This is a genomic window from Maribacter halichondriae (genome assembly GCF_027474825.1).
GTDB lineage: Bacteria > Bacteroidota > Bacteroidia > Flavobacteriales > Flavobacteriaceae > Meishania > Meishania halichondriae.
Window position 1 is genome coordinate 1076001 of record NZ_CP107030.1, and the last position, 22623, is coordinate 1098623.

At 41.5% G+C, this 22623-nt stretch carries 29 protein-coding genes; 6 read left to right on the forward strand and 23 right to left on the reverse strand.

Annotated features, from left to right (window positions below; genetic code table 11):
• Positions 1-4 precede the first annotated feature (4 nt).
• The 5 genes from hypD to N8A86_RS04950 all read right to left on the reverse strand — a co-directional run bounded on the left by hypD (position 5) and on the right by N8A86_RS04950 (position 6278).
• Positions 5-1105 (reverse strand): hydrogenase formation protein HypD, encoded by a 1101-nt coding sequence (gene hypD, locus N8A86_RS04930; protein ID WP_273568048.1) that lies wholly within the window; start codon positions 1103-1105, stop codon positions 5-7.
• Complete coding sequence (locus N8A86_RS04935; protein ID WP_273568049.1) at positions 1102-2220, reverse strand: Kae1-like domain-containing protein; 1119 nt, start codon at positions 2218-2220, stop codon at positions 1102-1104. The genes hypD and N8A86_RS04935 overlap by 4 nt, the downstream gene beginning before the upstream one ends.
• Positions 2186-3388 carry a Sua5/YciO/YrdC/YwlC family protein gene (locus N8A86_RS04940; RefSeq protein ID WP_273568050.1) on the reverse strand — a complete coding sequence of 401 codons (1203 nt, stop codon included), beginning with the start codon at positions 3386-3388 and terminating at the stop codon, positions 2186-2188. The genes N8A86_RS04935 and N8A86_RS04940 overlap by 35 nt, the downstream gene beginning before the upstream one ends.
• 218 nt (positions 3389-3606) lie before the next feature.
• The gene (locus N8A86_RS04945; protein ID WP_273568051.1) at positions 3607-5892 is read right to left on the reverse strand and encodes a relaxase/mobilization nuclease domain-containing protein; all 2286 of its coding nucleotides are present in this window, start codon (positions 5890-5892) and stop codon (positions 3607-3609) included.
• Positions 5889-6278, reverse strand: a complete 390-nt coding sequence (locus N8A86_RS04950) for a plasmid mobilization relaxosome protein MobC (protein WP_273568052.1) — start codon at positions 6276-6278, stop codon at positions 5889-5891. Before N8A86_RS04950 ends, N8A86_RS04945 begins: the two co-directional genes overlap by 4 nt.
• A gap of 220 nt (positions 6279-6498) precedes the next feature.
• Between N8A86_RS04950 and N8A86_RS04955 the strand changes: the two genes are divergently transcribed.
• Positions 6499-6681 (forward strand): hypothetical protein, encoded by a 183-nt coding sequence (locus N8A86_RS04955; protein WP_273568053.1) that lies wholly within the window; start codon positions 6499-6501, stop codon positions 6679-6681.
• A 31-nt stretch (positions 6682-6712) separates the two neighbouring features.
• Here N8A86_RS04955 and N8A86_RS04960 read toward each other — a convergent pair whose 3' ends face one another.
• The 9 genes from N8A86_RS04960 to N8A86_RS04995 all read right to left on the reverse strand — a co-directional run bounded on the left by N8A86_RS04960 (position 6713) and on the right by N8A86_RS04995 (position 12720).
• Positions 6713-7327, reverse strand: coding sequence for a superoxide dismutase (locus N8A86_RS04960; RefSeq protein WP_273569025.1), 615 nt, complete (start codon positions 7325-7327; stop codon positions 6713-6715).
• Positions 7328-7461: 134 nt separating this feature from the next.
• Positions 7462-7878 carry a hypothetical protein gene (locus tag N8A86_RS04965; RefSeq protein ID WP_273568054.1) on the reverse strand — a complete coding sequence of 139 codons (417 nt, stop codon included), beginning with the start codon at positions 7876-7878 and terminating at the stop codon, positions 7462-7464.
• A gap of 73 nt (positions 7879-7951) precedes the next feature.
• The gene (locus tag N8A86_RS04970) at positions 7952-8986 is read right to left on the reverse strand and encodes a zinc-dependent alcohol dehydrogenase family protein (protein WP_273568055.1); all 1035 of its coding nucleotides are present in this window, start codon (positions 8984-8986) and stop codon (positions 7952-7954) included.
• Positions 8987-9050: 64 nt separating this feature from the next.
• Positions 9051-9353, reverse strand: a complete 303-nt coding sequence (locus N8A86_RS21950) for an alpha/beta hydrolase (RefSeq protein ID WP_430682179.1) — start codon at positions 9351-9353, stop codon at positions 9051-9053.
• Entirely contained in the window at positions 9251-10375 is a 1125-nt protein-coding gene (locus N8A86_RS04975; protein WP_273568056.1) for an alpha/beta hydrolase, read from the reverse strand. Before N8A86_RS04975 ends, N8A86_RS21950 begins: the two co-directional genes overlap by 103 nt.
• Positions 10372-11001, reverse strand: a complete 630-nt coding sequence (locus tag N8A86_RS04980) for a hypothetical protein (RefSeq protein ID WP_273568057.1) — start codon at positions 10999-11001, stop codon at positions 10372-10374. Before N8A86_RS04980 ends, N8A86_RS04975 begins: the two co-directional genes overlap by 4 nt.
• On the reverse strand, positions 10998-12086 hold the full coding sequence (locus N8A86_RS04985; protein ID WP_273568058.1) for a DUF6544 family protein: 1089 nt from the start codon (positions 12084-12086) through the stop codon (positions 10998-11000). Before N8A86_RS04985 ends, N8A86_RS04980 begins: the two co-directional genes overlap by 4 nt.
• The gene (locus N8A86_RS04990) at positions 12083-12505 is read right to left on the reverse strand and encodes a hypothetical protein (RefSeq protein ID WP_273568059.1); all 423 of its coding nucleotides are present in this window, start codon (positions 12503-12505) and stop codon (positions 12083-12085) included. The genes N8A86_RS04985 and N8A86_RS04990 overlap by 4 nt, the downstream gene beginning before the upstream one ends.
• Before the next feature lie 20 nt (positions 12506-12525).
• On the reverse strand, positions 12526-12720 hold the full coding sequence (locus N8A86_RS04995; protein ID WP_273568060.1) for a hypothetical protein: 195 nt from the start codon (positions 12718-12720) through the stop codon (positions 12526-12528).
• Between the two features lie 307 nt (positions 12721-13027).
• Here N8A86_RS04995 and N8A86_RS05000 point away from each other — a divergent pair, with 307 nt between their 5' ends.
• Entirely contained in the window at positions 13028-13693 is a 666-nt protein-coding gene (locus N8A86_RS05000; protein WP_273568061.1) for a dienelactone hydrolase family protein, read from the forward strand.
• Complete coding sequence (locus tag N8A86_RS05005) at positions 13686-14327, forward strand: phosphoribosyltransferase (RefSeq protein ID WP_273568062.1); 642 nt, start codon at positions 13686-13688, stop codon at positions 14325-14327. The genes N8A86_RS05000 and N8A86_RS05005 overlap by 8 nt, the downstream gene beginning before the upstream one ends.
• On the opposite strand, the gene N8A86_RS05010 is transcribed toward N8A86_RS05005, so the two are convergent.
• From N8A86_RS05010 to N8A86_RS05050, 9 genes are all read right to left on the reverse strand, one after another.
• On the reverse strand, positions 14317-15765 hold the full coding sequence (locus N8A86_RS05010; protein WP_273568063.1) for an RtcB family protein: 1449 nt from the start codon (positions 15763-15765) through the stop codon (positions 14317-14319). The genes N8A86_RS05005 and N8A86_RS05010 overlap by 11 nt on opposite strands.
• 3 nt (positions 15766-15768) lie before the next feature.
• Positions 15769-16182 (reverse strand): archease, encoded by a 414-nt coding sequence (locus N8A86_RS05015; protein WP_273568064.1) that lies wholly within the window; start codon positions 16180-16182, stop codon positions 15769-15771.
• Complete coding sequence (locus N8A86_RS05020; protein ID WP_273568065.1) at positions 16179-16817, reverse strand: class I SAM-dependent methyltransferase; 639 nt, start codon at positions 16815-16817, stop codon at positions 16179-16181. Before N8A86_RS05020 ends, N8A86_RS05015 begins: the two co-directional genes overlap by 4 nt.
• Positions 16818-16999: 182 nt before the next feature.
• Positions 17000-17206: a dodecin family protein gene (locus N8A86_RS05025; protein WP_273568066.1), complete on the reverse strand. Its 207-nt coding sequence runs from the start codon at positions 17204-17206 to the stop codon at positions 17000-17002.
• Positions 17207-17421: 215 nt separating this feature from the next.
• Entirely contained in the window at positions 17422-17778 is a 357-nt protein-coding gene (locus N8A86_RS05030) for a hypothetical protein (protein WP_273568067.1), read from the reverse strand.
• Between the two features lie 183 nt (positions 17779-17961).
• Complete coding sequence (locus tag N8A86_RS05035; protein ID WP_273568068.1) at positions 17962-18423, reverse strand: archease; 462 nt, start codon at positions 18421-18423, stop codon at positions 17962-17964.
• 137 nt (positions 18424-18560) lie between these two features.
• Positions 18561-19427, reverse strand: coding sequence for a baeRF7 domain-containing protein (locus N8A86_RS05040; RefSeq protein WP_273568069.1), 867 nt, complete (start codon positions 19425-19427; stop codon positions 18561-18563).
• A gap of 14 nt (positions 19428-19441) precedes the next feature.
• Positions 19442-19732: a hypothetical protein gene (locus tag N8A86_RS05045; RefSeq protein WP_273568070.1), complete on the reverse strand. Its 291-nt coding sequence runs from the start codon at positions 19730-19732 to the stop codon at positions 19442-19444.
• Positions 19733-19869: 137 nt separating this feature from the next.
• Positions 19870-20247: a response regulator gene (locus tag N8A86_RS05050; RefSeq protein WP_273568071.1), complete on the reverse strand. Its 378-nt coding sequence runs from the start codon at positions 20245-20247 to the stop codon at positions 19870-19872.
• Positions 20248-20687: 440 nt separating this feature from the next.
• Here N8A86_RS05050 and N8A86_RS05055 point away from each other — a divergent pair, with 440 nt between their 5' ends.
• From N8A86_RS05055 to N8A86_RS05065, 3 genes are read left to right on the forward strand one after another with little or no spacing between them, the layout of a single operon-like run.
• Entirely contained in the window at positions 20688-20990 is a 303-nt protein-coding gene (locus tag N8A86_RS05055; protein ID WP_273568072.1) for a hypothetical protein, read from the forward strand.
• Positions 20987-21544, forward strand: a complete 558-nt coding sequence (locus N8A86_RS05060) for an OmpA/MotB family protein (protein ID WP_273568073.1) — start codon at positions 20987-20989, stop codon at positions 21542-21544. Before N8A86_RS05055 ends, N8A86_RS05060 begins: the two co-directional genes overlap by 4 nt.
• 31 nt (positions 21545-21575) lie before the next feature.
• Positions 21576-22604 carry a S1C family serine protease gene (locus N8A86_RS05065; RefSeq protein ID WP_273568074.1) on the forward strand — a complete coding sequence of 343 codons (1029 nt, stop codon included), beginning with the start codon at positions 21576-21578 and terminating at the stop codon, positions 22602-22604.
• Positions 22605-22623 lie beyond the last annotated feature (19 nt).

A 22623-nucleotide genomic window follows, 5' to 3' on the forward strand; every position in this document is an offset into this window, starting at 1 on the left:
AATATTAGGCAAGGGTTTCTGCCGCTCCACTGAAGTGATAATATGCGGCACAGGCTCCTTCTGAACTGACCATAGGAGCTCCCATCGGATTTTGAGGAGTACATTTTTTGCCGAACTGTGAGCACTGCATAGGTTTTTTAATTCCTTTTAAAACCAAACCTGCAATACATTCTTTGGGTTCTTCAACTTTTTCGATATGAATATTGAACTTTAAATTGGCATCGAAAGATGCATATTCAGGTCTTAATTCGAAACCACTCTTAGGAATATTTCCAATACCCCGCCACTCCCTATCGGAAACCTTAAAAATTTTATGAATGAGTTCCTGTGCTTTGAGATTGCCTTTGGGTTTAACAACACGACTATATTGATTTTGAAGAACTGCTTCTCCTTTTTCCAATTGTTGAACGGTAAGTAGTACGCCCTGTAAAAGGTCTACGGGTTCAAAACCCGTGACTACCATCGGAATTTTATATTTGGTCACTAAAGGATAGTAGTCATCCATACCCATAATTGTACATACATGACCTGCAGCTAAAAACGCATCTATCTTACTTTCTTCGTCTTCAATTACCGCTTCCATGGCTGGTGGCACCAGTACCTGAGAAGCTAAAATGGAAAAGTTGGTAAGACCCATATCATGCGCCTTGTCAATTGAAAGTGCATTCGCAGGTGCCGTGGTCTCAAAACCAACTGCAAAAAAGACCACTTCTTTGCTGGGATTATCACTTGCAATTTGAACGGCTTCCAAAGGAGAGTATAAAATGCGAATGTCTGCACCTGCGGCTTTCGCCTGTAACAAACTCTTTTCTGATCCGGGTACTCGTAACATATCTCCAAAAGAACAAAGAATAACGTGTTCTTCCTCGGCTAGATGGATGGCCTTGTCAATTAAATGCAGCGGAGTAACACAAACCGGACATCCCGGTCCGTGAATCATTTGGACTTCTTTGGGCAACAAATCCATAATTCCGTTTTTAACCAGACTATGGGTCTGTCCACCACATACTTCCATGATATTCCATGGTTGTGTAACGGTGGCATGTATTCCATCTAAATATTTTTTTGCCAAATCGGCATCACGGTATTCGCTTAGAAATTTCATCCTTCAATAGTTTGATAATATGCTAATTGGCCCAAAGCGATGTTTTCGTCATTGGACGATACTTCTTGATGAAAATAGAGTTGAAAATTAGCCTTTAGGTGAATCATCATCAAATCTACCAATAGTCCGTTCTGAAAAACACCGCCACTAAAGGCTATTTTTTCCATGTTGTTTGCAAAAGCAACTGCCTCAACCATCTTCACTAAAGAATAATGGAACTTAAATGCAATTTTATTTTTGTCAATTCCTTTGTGCAAATCGCAAACCACTCCTTCTAGAATAGTTGTGGTTGATATTTCTTCAAGATACGATATTTGAGAAATATAATTCGAATCTGTAATATCTTCATTTTTATTAACGTAGGTTTGAGCTAGTGTTTCAAGTTGAAGGGCCGCTTCTCCCTCATAGGTTTGTGTATCCATAACACCCAACAGGCAGGCAATAGCATCGAATAAACGACCCATACTCGATGTTTTTAAAGGTGGGTCAGTATTTAATAGTTTTTGATACAATTCCCATTCTTGGGCATTAAACTTGTCTTTAAGCATACCTAGGGCATCGGAATTCTGCCAAGAATGTGCTAGTGCCGAAATACGGGGTTCAAGGGCCATTTTATCACCTAAGATGGAAGGCGCGTATGAAAGGTGTGCAAGTCTACTGAACGCTGCATTTTCAAACTTTAAAAACTCACCGCCCCAGCTATTCCCATCAGTACCATAACCAGTGCCATCCCATATGACTCCCAAGACCTTTTCCGGTTTTGTCAGCAATGAATGTTCTGATAAAACTCCGGCGAAATGGGCCAAGTGATGTTGTATGTAAACGAGTTTTGCACCATATGTAGCGGCTAACTGTTTTCCATATTCGGTTGAAAAATAGTTAGGATGCTTATCGACTAAAATGATTTCAGGTCGACAATTCAACAGATTTATGAAATGTGCAATAGTTCTTTTATAGTTTTCGGCACTTTCAAAATATGCCAAATCACCAAGGTATTGACTTAAATAAAACAAGTCTTGGCTAAGCAAACCGAAAGCACTTTTTTGAGATGCCCCCATTGCTAATAGTACAGCTGCTTTTTTATTTGAAACCGGTCCGAAATAGTTGGGCGCCAAACCACGGGACCTGCGAATAAGTATTTGTTTTTTTCAAGGGACTAAAACGAACTACGCTATCATCTTGGGATGTTATAATCTCACGGTCATTGGTTAGCACATAATCCCAAATTCCGGCTAGTTCGGAAAATACCTTTCTATCTTCAAACACAATAGAAGCATTACTTAGGTTTCCACTTGTTGCAACTATTGGTTTTCCATATGCCTGTAATAGGAGTTCATATAATGGAGTGTAAGGTAACATTACCCCTATTTGGTCTAGACCAGGCACTACTTCATTTACCGCAATGCTGGCTCGTTTCTTTTTTAACCGTAATAATACAATTGGAGCTACTTCCCCCGATAACATTTCAAGCTCAGAAACGTGTGTTTGAAATTCTCGTTGTACCAATTCGACATTGGGGTACATACAAGCAAATGGCTTTGATGGCCTGTGTTTCCTTTTTCTGAGTGTATTTACCGCGTTGGAACTGGTAGCATCACAGGTCAATAGGTATCCTCCTATGCCTTTGATCGCAACAATTTTTCCTTTCTCCCATAAAGCCACAACTTTTTTAATAGCCAAGTCTGAATTGCTTTCAAATTCTTCCCCCAAAGTGTTTGCCAGACTTAATCGGACACCACAATCAGAGCAAGAATTGGTTTGGGAATGGTATCTGTGATTTTCCGGGTTTGTATACTCTTCATTACAAGTTGTGCACATTTTGAATTCGTTCATTGCGGTGAATTCCCTTTCGAATGGCAGATTGTTAATCAATGAAAAGCGTGGCCCACATTGGGTGCAGGTAGTGAAAGGGTATAGTGCCCGACGGTTATCGCTTGATTGAATCTCTGTTCTACAGTTTTCGCACATCGCAAAATCGGGAGGAAGCATCAATGCAGCAGTTTTGACTTCCTGATTTTGTAGAATTTGAAAATCTTGAAAACTTTGGTCTTTGACTTTGAAAATGGTATGTCCCGTAATTTTTGCCAAGCTAGGTGCACCCTTAAGTACAGACTTATAAAAAGGAATTGCAGTTTCTTCTTTGGCCACAAATTGAATATGAAGACCATCCAGGTCGTTGTAAACAATCCCATTTAGTTTTTGTTTGGCAGCTAATCGGTATACATAAGGCCGAAACCCTACCCCTTGCACTCTTCCAGTAATATGTATGTGCCAAGTTTTCATTAGCCTACCAATATAGGAAATTATCATGCGGTTAGCGATCTCTTAATTGAGATAAAGAAGTTGGGGTAATGTTGGTGAGAAAAAGAAATTCCCAATCAAGATTTTGACACTTATACTTTCTGGCTAATTGGGAGCATTTAGATTATCCACTTCAACTACTTGTCCCATAAAACGAACTTTTTGGTGCTAAGGATAGACTCTAGAAAATATTATCAGATTTACATCCAAAGCCCCCTACCCTTATATTTTGAGTAATCGGTCAATTCATCCTTAAAGCCGTTAAACATTTCTTCCTCTATATAACTGTTGCTTCCCAACATATTGCCAAGGGCGTAAACTCCCTTTCGAAGTAGACGCGCCTGTTTCCTGTTCACTTGCTTTTGGGAAACGGTAACTAGGGCTTCCTTCAACCCGTTCTGCATATAATGTTCCACTATTTGTAATGGGAGATTCGGTCTTACCCCATCCAATACGAAGAGATAGGCCGCCTTCCTGTATTGCCCGGTGTCCACCAAATGACCCGCCCAAAGACTTTTCAGATTGTTCCGTCCGGATGTTTCGATGTTCGCCAAGATTTTTGTTTGCCCGTCCAAAATCGTATTCAAGTCGGGCGATGATTCGAAATAGGCCTGTGTTTTTGGTGCGATCGGAACGCTTCCCGGATACTTGGAATATATAGAACCGATGAACAGCTTTCCTTCCTTCTTTTCAAATTTGAATCCTTTTTCATTAAAGAACTTTATATAGTCCTTCGGGGATTTCTCGAAAGATACCTGTGTGCGTTCTGCATGTTTGTGGTAGGACTTCAAGCTCAACTGCTCGAACCGTCGCCTATATTTTTGTGTCATGGCCGCGTAAACGTTCGGGAACATCAGCGGCAGGAATATTGCCGTCGGGCTTGGGCGGATTTCTTTTTCGGTTTTGTCGTTTAGAAGTCCTTCCAATATTTTTTCGTTTTCCCTGATAAAGCTTGGGGAAGCGTAAAAGTCGATTTCCTTCGGCAACGGTATTTGGCCCAAGTTCAATTTGACCTGATGTCGACGGGAATTCGAAAATCGGAGCATGCCCCTACCGTAATCGGTGCCGAGGCTTCTAACAAGCTCGAAGAGGATTCCCCTTTGTCTCGGTGTATCGAATAATCGTTTCTCGCTTGCCTGTCGTATAAGTTCGGCCTTCCCTATTAATTGCCGTTCTTCCTTAACCGACTCCGCAATGTAAAGCTTGTCCTTTGCAATACCGAATTGTTCCTGTAGCATATTGCCCATTCTTCTGTTATCGATATGTAGGTACTTTTTTAGAAATAGAAAACGTTCCGATCTTGTTATTTCCTTGACCAATGGTTTTACACTTAGCCTATCGATATGTTCGGAGAAAAGTAGTTTTCTTCCCGAATTTTGATAGGTCTCTTCATAGGCTTCCTTGATGCACTTTTGAAGTTCCAGTTTTAGCTGCTTGCTTTCCCCGTTCATCTGGGTGTGTCCGGTCTTAAAGAGTTGAAGGTTTTGGCGGATTCCGATAGTAGGAGCTATTTCTTCGGCTCTGAAGACATATCCCGATTTGTCATAAATGGTAAAATCAACGGACTTGTCTTCTTCATCACATTCAATTTTGCAATCGAGTTTTTGATAGGAATGCAGAATGTTGGACAGATGTTCGGGGTCTATCGTCTTGAATAGTCCGTAAGTGGTCTGTATTTGTTTTTCCAGCCGTTTTTTGACCATCGGTAACAGTTTCGAGCTTTGGTTCTGCTCGAAGACCTTCTGCAATTTTGGGCCGCTTAATTGGGGATGGACGGTGTAGCCGTTGATGAACCTTGACTTGTAGCCATCTTTTATGGCAACACCATAGGAAACTGCTATCCTACCGTTTCGCTCTATAGTCCTCAGCTCGATGTGGTGGTCTTTGAGGTATCCGGCCAGTTCTGTAAAACTGCGCACCTTGTACTTTTGCAAAGCGATGTTCACGATGTCCTGTATATAGAACCTGACCCCGTTGATGTCCCGGTTGCGGAATTCTGGCAATTCGTATTTCGGTAGTTCCTTGGTCTGTTTCGTATCGGGAGATGGGGAAAGTCCGAACTCTTTTTCAAGGTATTTCTGGATAGCAATACTCCTTCTGATATCATTGGAAAGGTTGATCTGCAAGCAGTCTTCCTTTATGGTGGACGAGACGATATGCACATGTTCATGCTTGGTATCATGATGTCTTATGACCACATAGGGCTGTTCACCATAGCCCATATGGTTCATATAATTTTTGGAAAGTTCGAAAAAGTCGGTGTCGTTCAGGTGCTCGCCACGGGGAAGGTTCAATGAGATATGCGCATACCTTTTTTCGGAGTCGTGGCGATTGCCCAGATGGTAGAGTACCCTCCCGAAAAACTTCATATCGGTATCTTTATCGGAATAGGTATTTTGAAAGCCGAGTATGGTACTTTGGGATTTGCCCGATACATAGTTCAATACGCCCTGAACATTTTGCCGATAAAGGATCCTAGCTATCATTCTTGGCTTTTGGCGTTTATGGTTTCTATCAGTTCGAGCATGAGTTCGCTGGCCTTTTGCACTTCCCTTATGAGGTTCGAATTCGGGCTTCGCATGTTCTTATAATTTGCCACCTTGACGAGCTGGTTGATGTTGGTGCCTATCTTATTGATCTGGTAACTGAGGTTGGAAAGGCCATCGGGAATTCGTTTTTCCTTCGTGGTTTTTTTATTCAGGATCAGCTTTCTGAGGTAAGGGCCGACCGTTCCCCTTTTCCCGAAATCAAGATTGTAGGATTGCAATATGGACTTGACTTTTTCCAGTTCCGTACCGTTGAACCTTAGCGTTATGGCATGCATCCTTTTCCTGTCCCCCAAACGTTTTCTACCGCCTTTGTTGATTGCCATTTTATATCTCGATTTTATCGATTTTCACTTCGTAGAAGTAGGCGGTTTCGCGGTGCGCGAAACATCACTTGCTATCCACCTTCGTGGATAAATATAACACATCAAATTTAATTATAATAATCTAATTATCAGTTTTTTATGTCGTAAAAACATATAGAACCATATGAGATTATATGGGTACAGATTGGAGGTTTATCTGGTCTAATATGGCGTTGAAAAAATGGAAAGAAATACGGAAATTTTCAATTTTTTTATGGGTGGGGAGAGGAAAGGGCAAGCGGCTTTTCCGCCGCTTGTGCTTTCGCGCGGTTTCGAGGGGGTTCGAAAATCTGGAAGGGAAAGACCCCGAGTGCTAACCAGCGCAGTGGTTCGCTGGGGAAGTCTTGAAAAGGAAGATTTTTGAACTTCCGCAGGAACATGGCGAAACAAAAAACTCAGACCATCCTATCTTCCACCTTTCCCCAATTAATGATCTTCAGGATATTTTGAAGATACTCCACTCTTTTGTTCTGATATTTAAGATAATAAGCGTGCTCCCAAACATCGATTCCCAAAATGGGAGTGCCTTGCAGCTCGGCTACTTTCATCAAAGGGTTATCTTGATTAGGAGTGGAAAAAATATGCAATTTTTTATCATCAACTTGCACGACCCAAGCCCAGCCTGAACCAAAACGATTTGCCGCAGCATCGGATAATTGGTTCATAAAAGCTTCCTGTGACCCAAAATCTTCTACAATCTTGGCCTTAAAACTTTCGCTCATTTTTCCGCCGGGCGTTAATATATCCCAATATAACGAATGGTTAAAAAACCCACCGCCATTATTACGTATCGCGGTAGGAAGGTCGTCCATACTTAAGATTTCCTCAATCGTCTTTCCTGAAATATTGACTTCTTTCAAAGCTGCATTAAGTTTATCAGTGTAGCCCTGATGGTGTTTGGTATGGTGTATTTCCATAGTCCTGACATCGATGACTTCTGGAAATGCATCATATCCATACGGAATTTCAGTTAGTTCAAAAGTATTTGTAGAAACTGTTGCTGTTTTCATGTTTTCTTCTTTTTTAGGTTTTGATTTGCAAGCCGTTAACAATACGGAAGGCGCAATGGAAACCCCTGCGGATACCAATGCGGTCTGCTTTAAAAATTTACGTTTGTTCATAATAACATTGTTATGACTACTCTCTATTTAATAAGCACAGCCTTAAGAATACCTCCCGTATAGTTGAATACACTTGTTTTGTAATCGTTGAAATTCTCATAGAACTTTTCGAAACGATCTTTTAGGTCCTGATGGTTTTCTAAATAATAGGTATCACAAGAAATATCTTCACATTCCAAAATTCCCTTTAATTTGTTTTCATAATTTTCGATCTCTTTCTTGAAGTTTCTTGTTTCACGTGTTTTGGTGGCTATTTCATGCTTGAATTGTTGTAACCGCTCAAAAAGATTGGGCATGTTTTCTTTAAAGGCATTGGAATTCAATAGTCGATCGATAAATTGAGTATCGGTTTCAATAAATCCGATAATCGATTTCCACCATTGTGCATCTCGGTGAAAGGCAGTCAGTAATTCTTCCTGCGTGTTTTGTTCGCCTAACATCTTCAAGTGTTTGATAATTTAGGGGAAAGTTAATTCTGTTGATAAATCTTATCAATGATGCTTATCAGTTTTACTATTTTTTATCCCATCTGTAATACCTTTGCTCCCCTAATTTTTGCTCTTTTAGTTCTAACAAGGCCTTATTCGCTTCCTCCAAGGTATATAGCTGGACTTCAGGTCGTATGGATGCCTGAGAGGCCAGTTGCAAAAAATCGACTACATCTTTACTGGTTACGTTCGCGACCGACTTAATTTCCTTCTCAAGCCATAGATGCTCTGGATAAGAAAGGTTTTGAAGATAATTTTTATCGGCATCCTCTTTCCTAATGGCATTGATGACCAATCTACCACCCTTTTCCAAGTTCTTCAGTGCTTCGACAATCGGTGCCCAAGCCGGGGTGGTGTCTATAATAGCATCTAGTTTTTCGGGGGTGATATCCGCTGTATCTCCCGCCCATACGGCACCCAACTCTTTGGCGAATTTCCGCTCCTCTTCTTTTCTGGCGAACACATAAACGGGAGTAGTGGGATAGCGAAATTGTACCATTTTTAACACCAAATGTGCCGAGGCTCCAAAACCTGTAAGTCCCAACTTTTGTCCATCTCGTAGTTCGGTCAACTGAATAGATCGATAACCGATTGCTCCCGCACAAAGCAAAGGTGCGGCTTCTACATCGGTAAAGAAATCTGGGATAAGATGAGCATATTTTTCCGGAGCGGTCATGTATTCGGCATAGCCTCCATTTCTGTCTCTTCCAGTAGCCATAAATTGGTCGCAGAGATTCTCGTGGCCTTGTGAACAAAACTTGCATTGCCCACATGTGGAAAATATCCAAGCTACCCCTATCCTTTCCCCAATTTTATATTTCGAAGCACCAAAGCCCAGTTTTACCACGGTGCCCACTACCTGATGTCCTAAAACCATAGGTAGTTTGGTCGGCGGAGTTCTTCCCTCGATTTCATCCAGTTCGGTATGGCAGACCCCACAGACCGAAATTTTAATCAATACTTCGTTGTCCAGCGGTTCTGGAATGGCAATATCGACCAATTCAAGAGGGTGTTTGTTTTCTTTCAACGATATTATCTTTTTTAGGATCATTGCTTTCATAATCATAGTTTTAATTAACCACCCTTAGAGCCTGTTTTGAATATCATTCAATACGCTAGCCTACTTAATTTGCTCGTATCGCTAGAAACCGTTCCACATAATAGATAGCATTATGTGCCGAGGGTGATATTTTTGGCAGAATTAAGTCAAACGCATGGTCGGTCTGTGGTACGATATGCATTACCACGGGAACATCATTTTCAGTTAAACGGGCATGCAGTTGGCGTATTGCTTTCGCCGAGACAAGTATATCATGTTTCCCATTCAAAAGTAAAGTAGGCGGACAGCCCTTGTGAACGTAGGTGATAGGCGAAAACAGGGAATAGGCTTCCGGTCTTTCAGTGGGGTTTCCTCCAAGTATGGGCACAAAATTCCTGGCTCCTCCTTTTTATCAAATCCAAGACGGTGGTAGTTCTCGCCCATGCTCTTCTGTAGCCATTTTGGCATGCTGGCAGATTCGTCTTTTTTCGCATCGTTTATAGTTCTAGGCTTAATCAAATGCTGACCTGCATGATAATACGTAGCCTCTAGATCACTGGGACCGTACCATGAAACCACGCCTTGTACACTTGTATCAAAACCTTCCAAATCATTGGGCATAAACTTCCAATTTTCATGGGTATATGCGGCAAGCAACGCAATATGTCCTCCAGCAGAACCACCACCTATTACAATTCTATTAGGATTCACGCTATAAACCTCGGCATTAGCTCTCATCCAAGCGATAGCATGTTTGGCGTCGTGAACCATGCCCATAAAATCGGTTTCGGGAAAAAGCCGGTACGCCACATCCATTATCACATGCCCCTGTTTGGCCAGATGCCTGAAAAAAGTCCTTGTGCCGCGATCTTTGTCCCAAATAGTCCATGCACTGTCATGTAGATAAATAAAAGCCAATCCGGAATGTTGTACTTTTTTGGGCGGTTGCCAGATATCGCACAAGAGTCGACGATCCGTATCTGGAATGGTATAAAAAGAAATGTTCTGGTCAAAAATATGGTCTGGGGACTTGGGCAATTTAAACACGTAACGTTTGGGAAGAAAGCTGGTTTTATGTTCTGGTGGAATACTACTTTCCCACCCCGGACCAAACGCTTGCCCAAAACTTGTAGCGCGTTTCGGTGGTCGAGTTATTTTACCGATGTGGATCCCATATAGTAAGGCATTCAAAAATCCCAAAACGATTAGGAGCACGGAGTGCACGGCAAATCCTAACAGTGCAGTAAGTAGCGCAAAAAGGAAAAGTAAAGGGGAAAGTGCGGAAACAAATACCTTGACCAGCCAAAGCGCAAACGAAGTGGGTTGGCGCAACCTGAAATAAAGCAGATAGGTCATCAACAGCGTGATGGATAACAGAAAAACGATGCTATTTTGTATGATGGGATTCATTGGTTTTGTACATTTTTCTTAAACCACAAAGCAAGGAACAACATCATCAAAGGAGCCGTAATCGTCCAAGGAATGGCCAAAAGCAGTATCGTTTCTGAAAACTCGGGATAGAAATAAACAAATGCAATTAAGGGAGTTACCAAAACATTTGCCAAAAATGCGATTCGCACCCATTTTTCAAATCCTTGCTTTTTAAATAATGGCAATACAAAAACCGATGCCAACCCCATACAGATATATCCTATCGCATCAAAATCCCAAAACATTGAGTGTGGGGTCTGTCTCAGGACTTCGATTCCGTCGGCTGTTCCTTGAAGTGTCATGGGGATTACGGTTGCTAATTGCACCACGTAGTTCGCCGTAACGAATATGGCATAGATAACCGTAAAAATCAGTGCCGCATGGCTCCAGAATTTTTTATCTTCTGGTGTTACGTAATGGAGTGCCAATATTTCAAGAATAAAAGGAATGACGATACAGAGGGAAAACCCATAGATAAAAATTTCATCGTAGGGATACTTCAAAATTCCAACAAGCTGCAATGTTTGGGTAATTACAAACAATGCATTTGCACCGAACGCTATCAATCCAGAGCAAAATCCGATTTTGTAGGTGCCAATGTTCATTGCAATTCGGTTACATTATATTCTACGCTTTTCAAGTTAAATCTTCCATATATAAATTCCCCATCGGGATAATGCCAAATGGCTTCCCCATAAGTTGGCAATTTGTAGCCGTTGACGTTTTTATAATTTTTAATGGGAGTTGAAAACGGAAAGGTTGTCATCTCCGAAACTGAGATACGGTCTTCAGAAACGAAGTTGACCAGTTGGCCTTTTTGATTGAAATGTAGGATGGCGGAAATACTCGTGCCGTTTGTGGTAAAAGTTGCCTTGGCCGAAATGTCGTCAATCGCTTCCCAGACAATCCGGTCGTCGATTAGAGCGGCAGGAGCGAACAGACAGAGATCATTAAAAAAGGTAACGGTCTCCGTCGCGAAAAGCTCTTGACTATCAATGTTGACTACGGGAAAAAGGGATAGGAGCTTTATGAGCATGCCGACATGCCGCCTTTTATAGGCATGATAGCCCGCCGTAGGCAAACCCTTGACCTTCGCTTTCATAAAGAACAAACGGGCGGGAGACGCAATAAAATTGTACTGTTCCGAGGTAAATTGAAACCAATCCTTCCCTTTATCGCGCATTGCACCTTCAAAACGAATTTTGAAATTATACACTCTAGGTTTGCCTAAAACCCCCACGTATCGTAGATTGTTTTGAACGGGAAAGGGAAGATGACTTAGGTCGTTTTCAGTAATTCGTTCGTCAAATAAAGTCGCGGATTCCATAGCTGAAACCACATCCTTTTTATATCCATTTTCAAAGCGTTCCGTTCCGAGACCGACAATCGCCACAATCAGTAGCATTACGTTGGCGATCGTACCATATTTGGCATCCGCCCAGACTGTCAAAATCAAAAACTGTGATACGATGGCCGCCATAAAGACGAACCAATGCCAGCCTTCTTTTCTGAAAAGTATCATAAGCGCCGAAAGCACAAATAGCAAGCCCGTCAACAGCCATAACAGCCCAACGGGTTTTGAAAACTCTTTGGTAAACTCGGCCATACTTCCAATGGCGAAGGCCCTGACAAAACCAAGAAAATGTAGCAGGCCATGAAAAAACAAAAATAAGGTCAGAACTATTCTCATCGCATGTCGATCTGTTGTTTAGGATTAACTACCCCAAGCCAAGTCCCGAGCACAATAAGCGCAATACCCACTAAATAATAGGTAATGTGAAGGGGGGCATAAAAGAAGCCCAGATTTATAAGGAGTTCAACGGCAAGCCAGCCTAAAAGCACAATACCCTGCAAGACTATTAATACAGAGTACTTCGATGCCTTTTTCACTACAAAAAAGGCAATGACAAGGCTTGATATGCCATTGGAAAGAAATAGGATAATCCCGGGCAACAAATAATTATCGAATATGGTGGATTCCAACAGTTTTGCTGGAATACCGATGGCTGCTCCGGTGGGGTCTCCCATTAATCCCAAGCCTCCTAAAATTGAAGTTACACCTAAGAAGATCAGAAGTATCACTGCCAGTATATGAAGTGTTTTATCCATATTCAGATTGCCAACATTTTTTAGAATAGCTTAGCGATTCCGATTCCAAAGCCTATATAGTTCAAGTCAACATCTGTCGAAGTATTTCCAATTTCGGGCTTCCTAGAAAGGGAACGATAGCCCATTTTCGGGCGAAGGTTCCAGTTGCTTCCCAAGTCTATTTGAAGACCCGCCCCGATTTCCCGTGTTGCGTCAGAACGTACAATTCGTCCCATGGGCCGTCTTTTAGGAAATCCGGATCCGGGTCTTTTGTTATATTATCCATGGCAAAAGAATCTAAAAAGTTGCTTGACCAAAAGTAATATGTCGACTAGGCTTTCGAAATGACCGAAGTCATATAAAAAATACCCTGAATGACCAATATCATTTTACCAGTACGTGTACCCTTCTATTTTTACGGGGAGTACTATAGAAGACCTATGGCTCGGTAATCTTGCTAAAGGTATTAATGGTAAAGGCCAATTTCCGTTGTTCGGTTTCAACAGGAAGAAAATTACATCATAGAAAGTTAAAACAAACGTTATGTCAGCATCGATAAATGAGTCATTAGCCATCCAATTAGACGGACTTGTCCTAAAGGGCGACCTAATTATCCCAGAAAATGCCTTTGGGCTGGTTGTCTTTTCTCATGGCAGTGGCAGTAGTCGTCTAAGCCCTAGAAATAAGTATGTAGCGCAAATGTTGCAACAAAGGGGCTTGGCCACTTTGCTATTTGATCTGTTGACCGTAGATGAAGACCGCATTTATGAAAATAGATTTAATATCGATTTGCTCTCAATGCGCCTAATCGATGTAACCCAATGGATGCAAAATCAAAAAGAGATCAAGCGTCTTCCCATCGGCTATTTTGGTGCCAGTACAGGAGCGGCCTCGGCATTACGTGCCGCAGCGTTTTTTGGGGATGAAATTAAGGCCGTAATCTCTAGGGGCGGAAGGCCTGATTTAGCCCTTTCCGAACTGCACAAGGTAACGGCACCCACACTTTTTATCGTTGGCGGGTGGGACGATGTGGTAATCGAATTGAACCAAAAAGCATATGACAAATTGAAATGTGAGCGAAAATTGGAAATCGTTCCCCACGCGACCCATCTTTTCGAAGAACAGGGTAAACTGGAAGAAGTAGCCAGACTATCGGCCGATTGGTTCGTGACCCATTTGTTACCCCAAAAAATAGAAAACAATGTTTGAGGACAGAATCGATGCAGGAACGCAACTGGCAGATAAACTAATGAAATTCAAGGATGAAAATGTTGTGGTTTTGGCAATACCAAGGGGCGGATTGCCTTTGGGTTCCATTGTAGCCAAGGCACTGGATGCACCCTTGGATGTAGCCCTATCCAAGAAAATCGGGTCTCCATTTAACAAGGAATACGCAATTGGAGCGGTAAGCATGGAAAATATAGTACTGAGTGATGCCGGTAGGGTCGATAAAAGGTATATCATGAAAGAAACGAACCGTATTCGAAAAAAGTTAAAGGAACGGCAGGATCAATACTATAAAAACAGATCTCCCAAAGATCTAAAAGATAAGATTGTTGTCATCGTTGATGACGGAATTGCAACAGGCAATACCATCTTGGTCACCGTGGAATTAGTGGACATGCAAAAACCTTCCAAAATTGTGGTGGCGGTACCAGTTGCCCCTCCTTCAACTATGGCCAAACTTAAAGATTCACCTCTTGTGGATGAAGTGGTTTGTTTACAAACTCCATACAATTTTCGGGCAGTGGGACAATTTTACGAAGAATTTTATCAGGTTTCCGATCAGGAAGCGATACGATTATTGGAGGAAAGCAATGCAGCAAGCAAGTCTAGCCTTTGACTACAGCTACGGGCCTCAATTTTGCTATTTTCTTGGCAATGCCAGAATCGTTCACGGTATCTACCACCAAATTGACGTCTTTGTACGCAATAGGTGCTTCTTCCGCTATTCCTTTGAACGAACCCGCTTCCACAAAAATACCTTTTTCCCTAAGTTTCTCTTTCAACACAGGTGCGTTTACCTGCTTCTTGGCCGCGGTACGGGATAATCGCCTTCCGGCACCGTGGCAACATGAACCAAAAGTAATTTCGTGGCTTTTGGCGGCACCGGCCATGACATAGGAACAGGTGCCCATGCTTCCGGGAATGATCACAGGTTGCCCAACGGCTTTGTAATTCTCCGGCAGTTCTTCGAATCCAGGGCCAAAGGCCCTTGTAGCTCCTTTGCGGTGTACGATCATTTGTACTTCTTTCCCATCGGCTAAATGTGTCTCGACCTTGGCAATATTGTGTGCCACATCGTACATCAGCTTCAAGGGTTCAACGGTCGGCCCAAAAATGTTCGCCCATGCGGTTCGCGCCTCCCAAGAGATCACTTCCCGGTTACACCAGGCATAGTTGGCCGCAGCGCACATGGCCTTATAATAGTTTTGTCCTTCTTTGGAGTTGAAAGGCACACAGGCCAACTCCCTATCGGGCACTTCGATATTGTAATCCGGCATTGCCGACATGATTTGACGGATATAGTCCGTAGCGACCTGATGCCCCAATCCTCTAGACCCCGTATGGATCAGTACGACAACTTGGCCTTTGTAAAGGCCATATGCCTTGGCAATATCATCCTCATAGATTTCCTCCACGTAATCGACCTCTACAAAATGGTTTCCTGAACCTATGGTGCCCAATTGATCTGTACCCCTTTTCTTTGCCATCTCGGAGACCAATAAGGGATCCGCATTTTCCAACTTCCCATTACTTTCTATAAAAGCAAGGTCATCTTTAATCCCATAACCATTTTCTACGGCCCACTCCGCACCCCTTAGTAGCACTTCGTCCATTTCTTGGGAAGAAAGTTTGATTTGTCCTCCTTTCCCCATTCCAGAGGGAATTTGGGCGTACAATTCTTTGGATAAAGCTTCCACTTTATCTTTGATATCCGTTATTTTTTGGTCAGAAGTCAATAATCGCACCCCACAGTTGATGTCATATCCAATACCACCGGGGGAAATGGCCCCATCCGGGTATAGAGTAGCGGCAACCCCACCAATAGGAAAACCATAACCTTCATGAACATCGGGCATTACAAGGGAAGCTCCCTGGATACCCGGCAAAGAGGCCACATTGACCAATTGTACCAAAGATCGATCTTCCATAATGGCATCGAGCAAAGGTTCGGATGCCAGAACCCTGGCGGGTACCCGCATTTTGGGGTGGAACGTTTTGGGAATCTCCCATAAAAAGTCCTCGATTTTATGGATATCTTCTTTTTTGATTTTCATATTTCATATATCAAAAATTACCAAGGTTTCCCAATTCCCATGGTTATCCTTATGCACGTTGGCCTCATGGTAGGTTACCGCCTTGATTTCCTCATTAAAGCCCTCTACTCTTGTACCGTAAATCTCCACTACTGCTTTTGTTCGGGTAAATTTTGTAAAAAGTACTTTGCAAAAAATTGATTTTTCCGAATATGAAGTACTGAGTACTTCTGATAATAAATCGATGAGTAGGCAGGTCTGGTCCAATGCCACGATTTCTATTTTGGACTTAATATTGGATGATTTGTTTTTATCGCAAAAACCTTCCTTTAAAATATTGCCCATACCTATTACACCTGCCTGAAACAATTCCTCTACACTGGAACCCCCAATTTTCATCCGGATATCTGCCGTATGGGGAAGGTATTCAATGGTCATTTTTTCGTTGCTTTCACAACCACAAAAGAGCCTTTACCAACACCTGATTTGGGTAGTTGTACTTCTTTGATTTCGTCCAAAGCGCCAAACAAGGTCTGATTGAATTCTAAATTCTTGAATCCGCATTCTTCTAGTAATTTCTCAATTCGGTCAACGGAATAGAAAGTTGCCTTGGCGAAGAAGGTGCTGCGGTGGCGTTTTTCCCAATATTGTTTTGCTACGCTTTGATCCTTATCCAAAAAACCGATGAGGACGGCACCCTTGTGTTTTAATACCCTATGTGCCTCTACCAGGGCATGCTTAATATTGGCCAAGTGACATACGGTCACAAAAAGCACAAAATCGAATTGCAGATCACCATAGGGAAGACTTTCCGCAACCCCATCAATAACCTCGATTCCTCTGTCAATTGCCTTTTTGGACATGGCCTCCGAAGGTTCTACACCTTCCTTAATCCCCAAAGGAAGGGCAAACCTTCCCGTACCCAGCCCCACTTCGATACCTCGTAAGTTTTCGGGCAATTTCTGTAACTGTTCCCTTATGGCCGCTATCTCCGATTGATAGACCTCGGGATACTCTTCATACCATTTCTCGTATGCTTCAACATTTTTGTCGAATATTTCTGTCTGTAACATAATCATCTTGTTTTAATCTTTCTTAATATCCCAACAAATTTGGCAATTGGCAATGACCTATGTCAACCAAAGCAATATTCATGAGTGATTCCACCTTAAATGCGGATAATGCATCATGCGAAAGTTTATGTTACCTCTTGCATAATGCCATACCTTACTAACCAAAAAATGGGCAAAGCGCCTTACTTTTCCAAGATTTCAAAAGTCACTTTGGCATTTACCCTGTACTCCGAAATCTTATTGTCCACTACGGTTACCTGCATGTCTTGCACGTAGACCGATTTGATATCCTTAATGGTCTTGGAAGCCTCAGTAATAACTTGCTGAACAGCATCCTCAAAACTTTCCTTGGAATTTCCCAATAACTCTACAACTTTTAATACTGACATGATTACTTGTTTTAATGATTAAGTGACTGTCTTGAAAATTAGGCAAGGCTATACCGCCTTCAATCAAAGAAAATTGCCTTTTTCATCGGTTTTTATCCTTAATATCTTATCCCCGTTTTCCAATTTGATTTTGTACTTCTTGGTTACGCCTTTATCTTCATGATAGTTGACCAAATAAACATCTTTGGAAATAGCCCAGTTTGGAAATCTATTTGCTATCGCTTGTATGACACTAGGGGTAAATTTATGTCCTTGAACTTTTCCGCCGTCCTTAGAATTTTACCGTCCTTATCATAAGCGGCAAGTATTTTACCTTCAGGAATGTAAAAGGTAATATGATACAGATCGTAGTCATCCTGATAATATTCCGAGCTTTTCACGTCATAGGCCGCCACTTTTCGTTCCAATAATTTTACAGGTAACGCTACAGGTTCTTCCGGGCTCAAGCTATGCAAATACTTATAGTTGGTCGCATAAACTACAACCTCAGACAGTTCTTCTGTTTTTATGATTTGGGCACTGACCGGGATGGTCAAGCCCAAGGCTAATAGACCTAATAATATTCTTTTCATGATTATAGATTTAAATTACTATTTGAGTGAATTCTTGATGACATAATAATTCATCGCTTCAAAACTAGAATATTGCCCCGCCCATCACAATGACTTGGGTCAGTCCGAGAAGTGTTAAAAACAATGCATTAATCTGTATTGCAAGTGCCGTTGGTTTCTGTTATGAAGTAGAAATCGGATTTTTTAAATCCCACATTCGAAGACAATAGAACTTGTATAAGAGAAGTCCTCGTTTCTTTTGACCGAGCATTTTAATCCATCAATAGATTTTATTGCTGCATCAAAATTCTTGAACCAACAAGTACCGAAAATTTGTCCGACAAATTTCTTTTCTGTAATTTCTTCCACGTCCATAATACAAAAAATGGCCTGGTGTCTATGAGTGAATTCCAATACCTTGGTCAAAAAGTCGACCAGCAAAGTAGCAGGATTATCCGCCGATATACGAACTATCATAATGCAATTATAATGCGTAACAGAGCTACATGATCCGGGACTCAACAGATGGCCCAAACCCCTGAGGCTATTTTTAAAAAGATGCTGCAGCGAGCTTCCCTCGACTTTTATTTGTGTATTCGAAGTTTGCAGTGCTCTTTCAACAGGCCTCCTTTTCCGTTTCTTGCGTTGTTCAATTTCTAAGTGCATAATCATTTTATTTTGATCCAAATTTCTTATGAATTTACCTCACTAAATTTAAAAGAGATTGCGCCTTATGGCAATGACCTGTGTCAATCTTGGCATCATCCAATTGTTCAATTTCGAATGAATTCCTCAGTAGACCATCAATACCTAAAAATAGCGTTCATGGAACTTTCTTTTACCGGCATTTCATTTGAGGGCAAAGAATAAACCTTACCTCCTTGTCTAAAGGTTTCCATGGCGGCCAAGTTGGTCAATGAGGTATTGTTCAACTCATGTTTATAATCAATTATAACTTCATTGTTTTCCATTTCATACCTACCAAAGATATCGTCTCCGTCAGCGATGAAGAGGGTATCAACCCTTCCGTTCAAGGCGGCGTGGAGAATGTCATCGATTTCATAGGAGGTCTTTTGGGTATGATACAACTCGGTAAATTGTAGTGCCTTCTCAGTTTGGGACTTTGTGAAATAGCTTTCCATCAAATCCCAAGATGCTTGGTGCAAACTTGTTTTCACTTTAAATTCTGGATCGCCCCCTACATTTTCATGGTAAAGTTCAGGATACGTACTCGCCTCCTTATAGACTTCAACTAAATGGTCTACACAAGCTAATACCAATGGCACATTTTTATGAGTAATAGCCTTTTTCACACCTTTGTCAACTGCCCTGAAGAAGGTCAAAAGTTCTTTTTTATTATCATCCTTACCTTCGCCATGGCCGTGAAAAGAACCTGCGCCATGCACATTTTGACCGCTTCTAAACTGTAACATTTTTGGCTTATGGTCAAAACCCACCGCTTCTTCCAAGCGATCAGGTGCAAAGTCTTCCACATATAAATCTTTAAAATTGTACCTGGATGCCTCATAAAGTTTTACATAGTCTTGGCTCAGCTCCAAAAGATAATAGAATCCATCATTTTGATAGAGGGGCAGCAAAGGTTTTAGATAAAAGTGGCCCGACACATAGGTACTGGCCTCAAAAGAAATCGGGACTTTAAAATATTGCATCCCATCTTCAGGATCTAAAAAATGGCGAGTCCATCAGAAGGATTTCGCCAAAGATCGACCTTGTCGAGTAGTTGCTCCAACGGTCTGAGATAATCGGCTATTTCGCTGTCATGCATTTGGTACTCGGACAACTCGTTCTTTACTTGATTAATGCATTGTTTGAGTAGGGCCTGCGCCAAGTGCAGATTTTGTTCCTTTCCTTTTTTATCCATAGGAAGGTAGATGGAAACACAATGGAGCGCGCGCTTTTCCATCAAAGATTCAAAGCTCTCTTTTGGTAATGGATTTATTTCAGCAGTATTCATGGCCAACCTATTTTTGGTCAATGTACCTATTAGATAGGAAACTTAAAATGATTTGAATCAGTGAGGAAGTATTAGTAATAAAAAATATGGTCAAAGATTTAGAAAGCAAAACTATTTCCTTAATAGGAAGTGATGGTCTATAAGGGATCTTTCTTGGGAAGACACTTTTCAATAGCGTTTAAAAGATCCGGCAAATCAAAGGGTTTGGTCAGGTAACCGTCTGCGCCAGCATCCATTCCAATCTTGACTTCTGATTTTTCAGTTTTGGCGGTAAAGAATATGAACGGTATTCTTTTCAAATCTCGGTGTTTCCCAAGATACCCAAGTACAGCAAAGCCATCCATTTCTGGCATACGCAGATCACATAATATCACGTCTGGTGGATGTAGTTTAATAACTTCCAAACCTTTCTTTCCGTTCGAAGCGGTCAAAGCGATATAGCCTTCCAACTCCAATAGTTCTGCTGTATTTTCCCGAATAGTATTATTATCTTCTATTATCAAAATTCGAGGCATAAGAAAAATGGGTTAGCGTGAAATTTAGGGAATAAAAAGATAAGGAAATTTATCTTAAATGAAGGAAAATTCTTAAGCTTAATAATTTAATAACCTTTTATGTTTTAAAATCTCATGGATTAAATGGCCTTCATGTCGCTATTTCTGAATGTATCATGAACATCTGTTTTACAGTTTGTTCTAATTATTCTCTTCTTATCAACCTAGTTTTTTCTTACCCCCCAACCATATTATATAGAATGAAAGCTTAAAGGATGTAATTCCTTAAGCTAATTATATTAAGCAATATAGTATCGAGAATATTGGCAGTACTTGAGTTGGATTTACCTTCCGGTCGGCGGAATACTGGATGTGACACCATGCATGATGTATATCATTTTAAAGTTAAGCACAGGGATTTACCTTGCACTTATATAAGGTGTAAAATAAAATAACAAAAAATGAATACAACAAAACTAGTTGGTGTTAGCTTTATCCTGTTATTGACCTCATGTGTCAGTCAAAAAAAATATACTGCTCTGCAGGACAGGGCAAATCTTTGTGAAAACAGCTTGAACAATAGTCGGAACGAGGTCACTTTGCTGGAAAACAGTCTGGCCAACGAGAAAAACAGGGCCAAATCGTTGGAGCAACAAATGGAGTACTTTAAAAGTACGAACACTGATCTGTTGGCGCGATTATCGATCTTTCAGTGGTCAGTAAATCTGGTGCGGAGAGCATTAAACAATCCTTGGAGGCATTGAACGAACAGAATAAGTACATCAAGGATCTTACGACATCTATGCAACGCAAAGACTCCATCAACTTGGTCTTGGTCATGAACTTAAAACGTTCTTTGGACGACTTTGACGATGAGGACATTAACATTGAAGTAAAAAAAGGGGTAGTCTATGTTTCCATTTCTGATAAGATGTTGTTCCGTTCAGGAAGCTATCAGATCAGTAATCGTGCCGAAGAAGTCATTGGGAAGATCGCAAAAATCGTGAACGATCATAAAGAATTGGACATTCTTGTGGAAGGCCATACAGATAATGTACCCATCGCCAATGAATGCATGGTGGATAATTGGGATTTGAGTGTAAAACGGGCCACATCAATAGTCAGGTTGATGCAAAATAAATTCGGGGTACAGCCCCAAAGGATGACCGCTGGCGGCCGTTCGGAATACTTGCCCAAGACTACCAACGAATCCGTGGAAGGAAGGGCAAAAAACCGCAGAACTGAAATCGTAATCCTACCGAAGCTCGATCAATTTTTTGAGTTGTTGGAACCCCCTATGACGAGCGCCGAAAATTAATTGATCATTAAACCATTGTCGCAAAGAAATAATGAAAAAGATCCCAGTAGTATTCGCCTTTTTGTGGATGACGTTCAGTTTTGCCCAAAGTATCAGCAAATTGTATGAAAAGGCCAATACATCGGTAGTATTGATCAAGACCTGGCAACCGGAAATATTCGGTAAGGGTCAATTGAAGACAATGGTATCGCTCGAAGGCATCGGTTCCGGTTTCGTGGTTTCCGAAGAAGGCGATATTATGACGGCCTCACATATAGTACAGACCGCGGCATTGATCCGGGTAGTCTTTTCGGACGGTGAGGAAGTACCTGCCAAAGTGTTGTACTCCTATCCCATGGCCGATGTAGCCCTTATTAGACTCACTGAACAAAAAAGTACTCCGCTATCGGTAGTTACAATGGCCGATTCCGATAAAGTCAAAATTGGCGACCAGGTCTTTGTCATCGGTTCGCCTTTTGGTTTGGGACATTCCCTTTCGGTAGGATATGTTAGTGGAAAGTATTCCAGAAAAGATGTGTCCAGCGGGTTCATGACCACCGAGTTTATCCAAACCGATGCGTCAGTTAACGAAGGTAGTTCTGGCGGACCCTTATTTAATATGAATGGCGAAGTAATCGGGATAGCAAGTTTTATCCTTAGCCATTCCGAGGGATTTCAGGGCATATCGTTTGCCGCTACTTCAAACATTGCCCAAGAATTGTTATGTGAAGGGCATCCTATCTGGGTAGGAATAGAGGCTCATTTTGTTTCAGCACCTTTGGCAGAAATATTCAATCTACCTCAAAGTGGTGGTTTATTGGTAGAGAAAGTAGCCCCCCTTTCGTTAGGCGATAAATTAGGGTTGCGAGGGGGGTTCTATCGTATGAGTATTGAGGGTGATGAACTATTGGCCGGAGGCGATATCTTGCTCATGATGGAAAACATTTCTTTGACCAATGAAGAAAATCTTATTAAAGCCTGGGGATATGTGCAGAGGCTGAAAGAAGGGGATTCCATTTCGGCCAAAATTATAAGGGAAGGGGAGGTAATGAAAGTATCGGCAAGAATTCCTAAAAGGTAAAATGGCGATGCGAAATGTG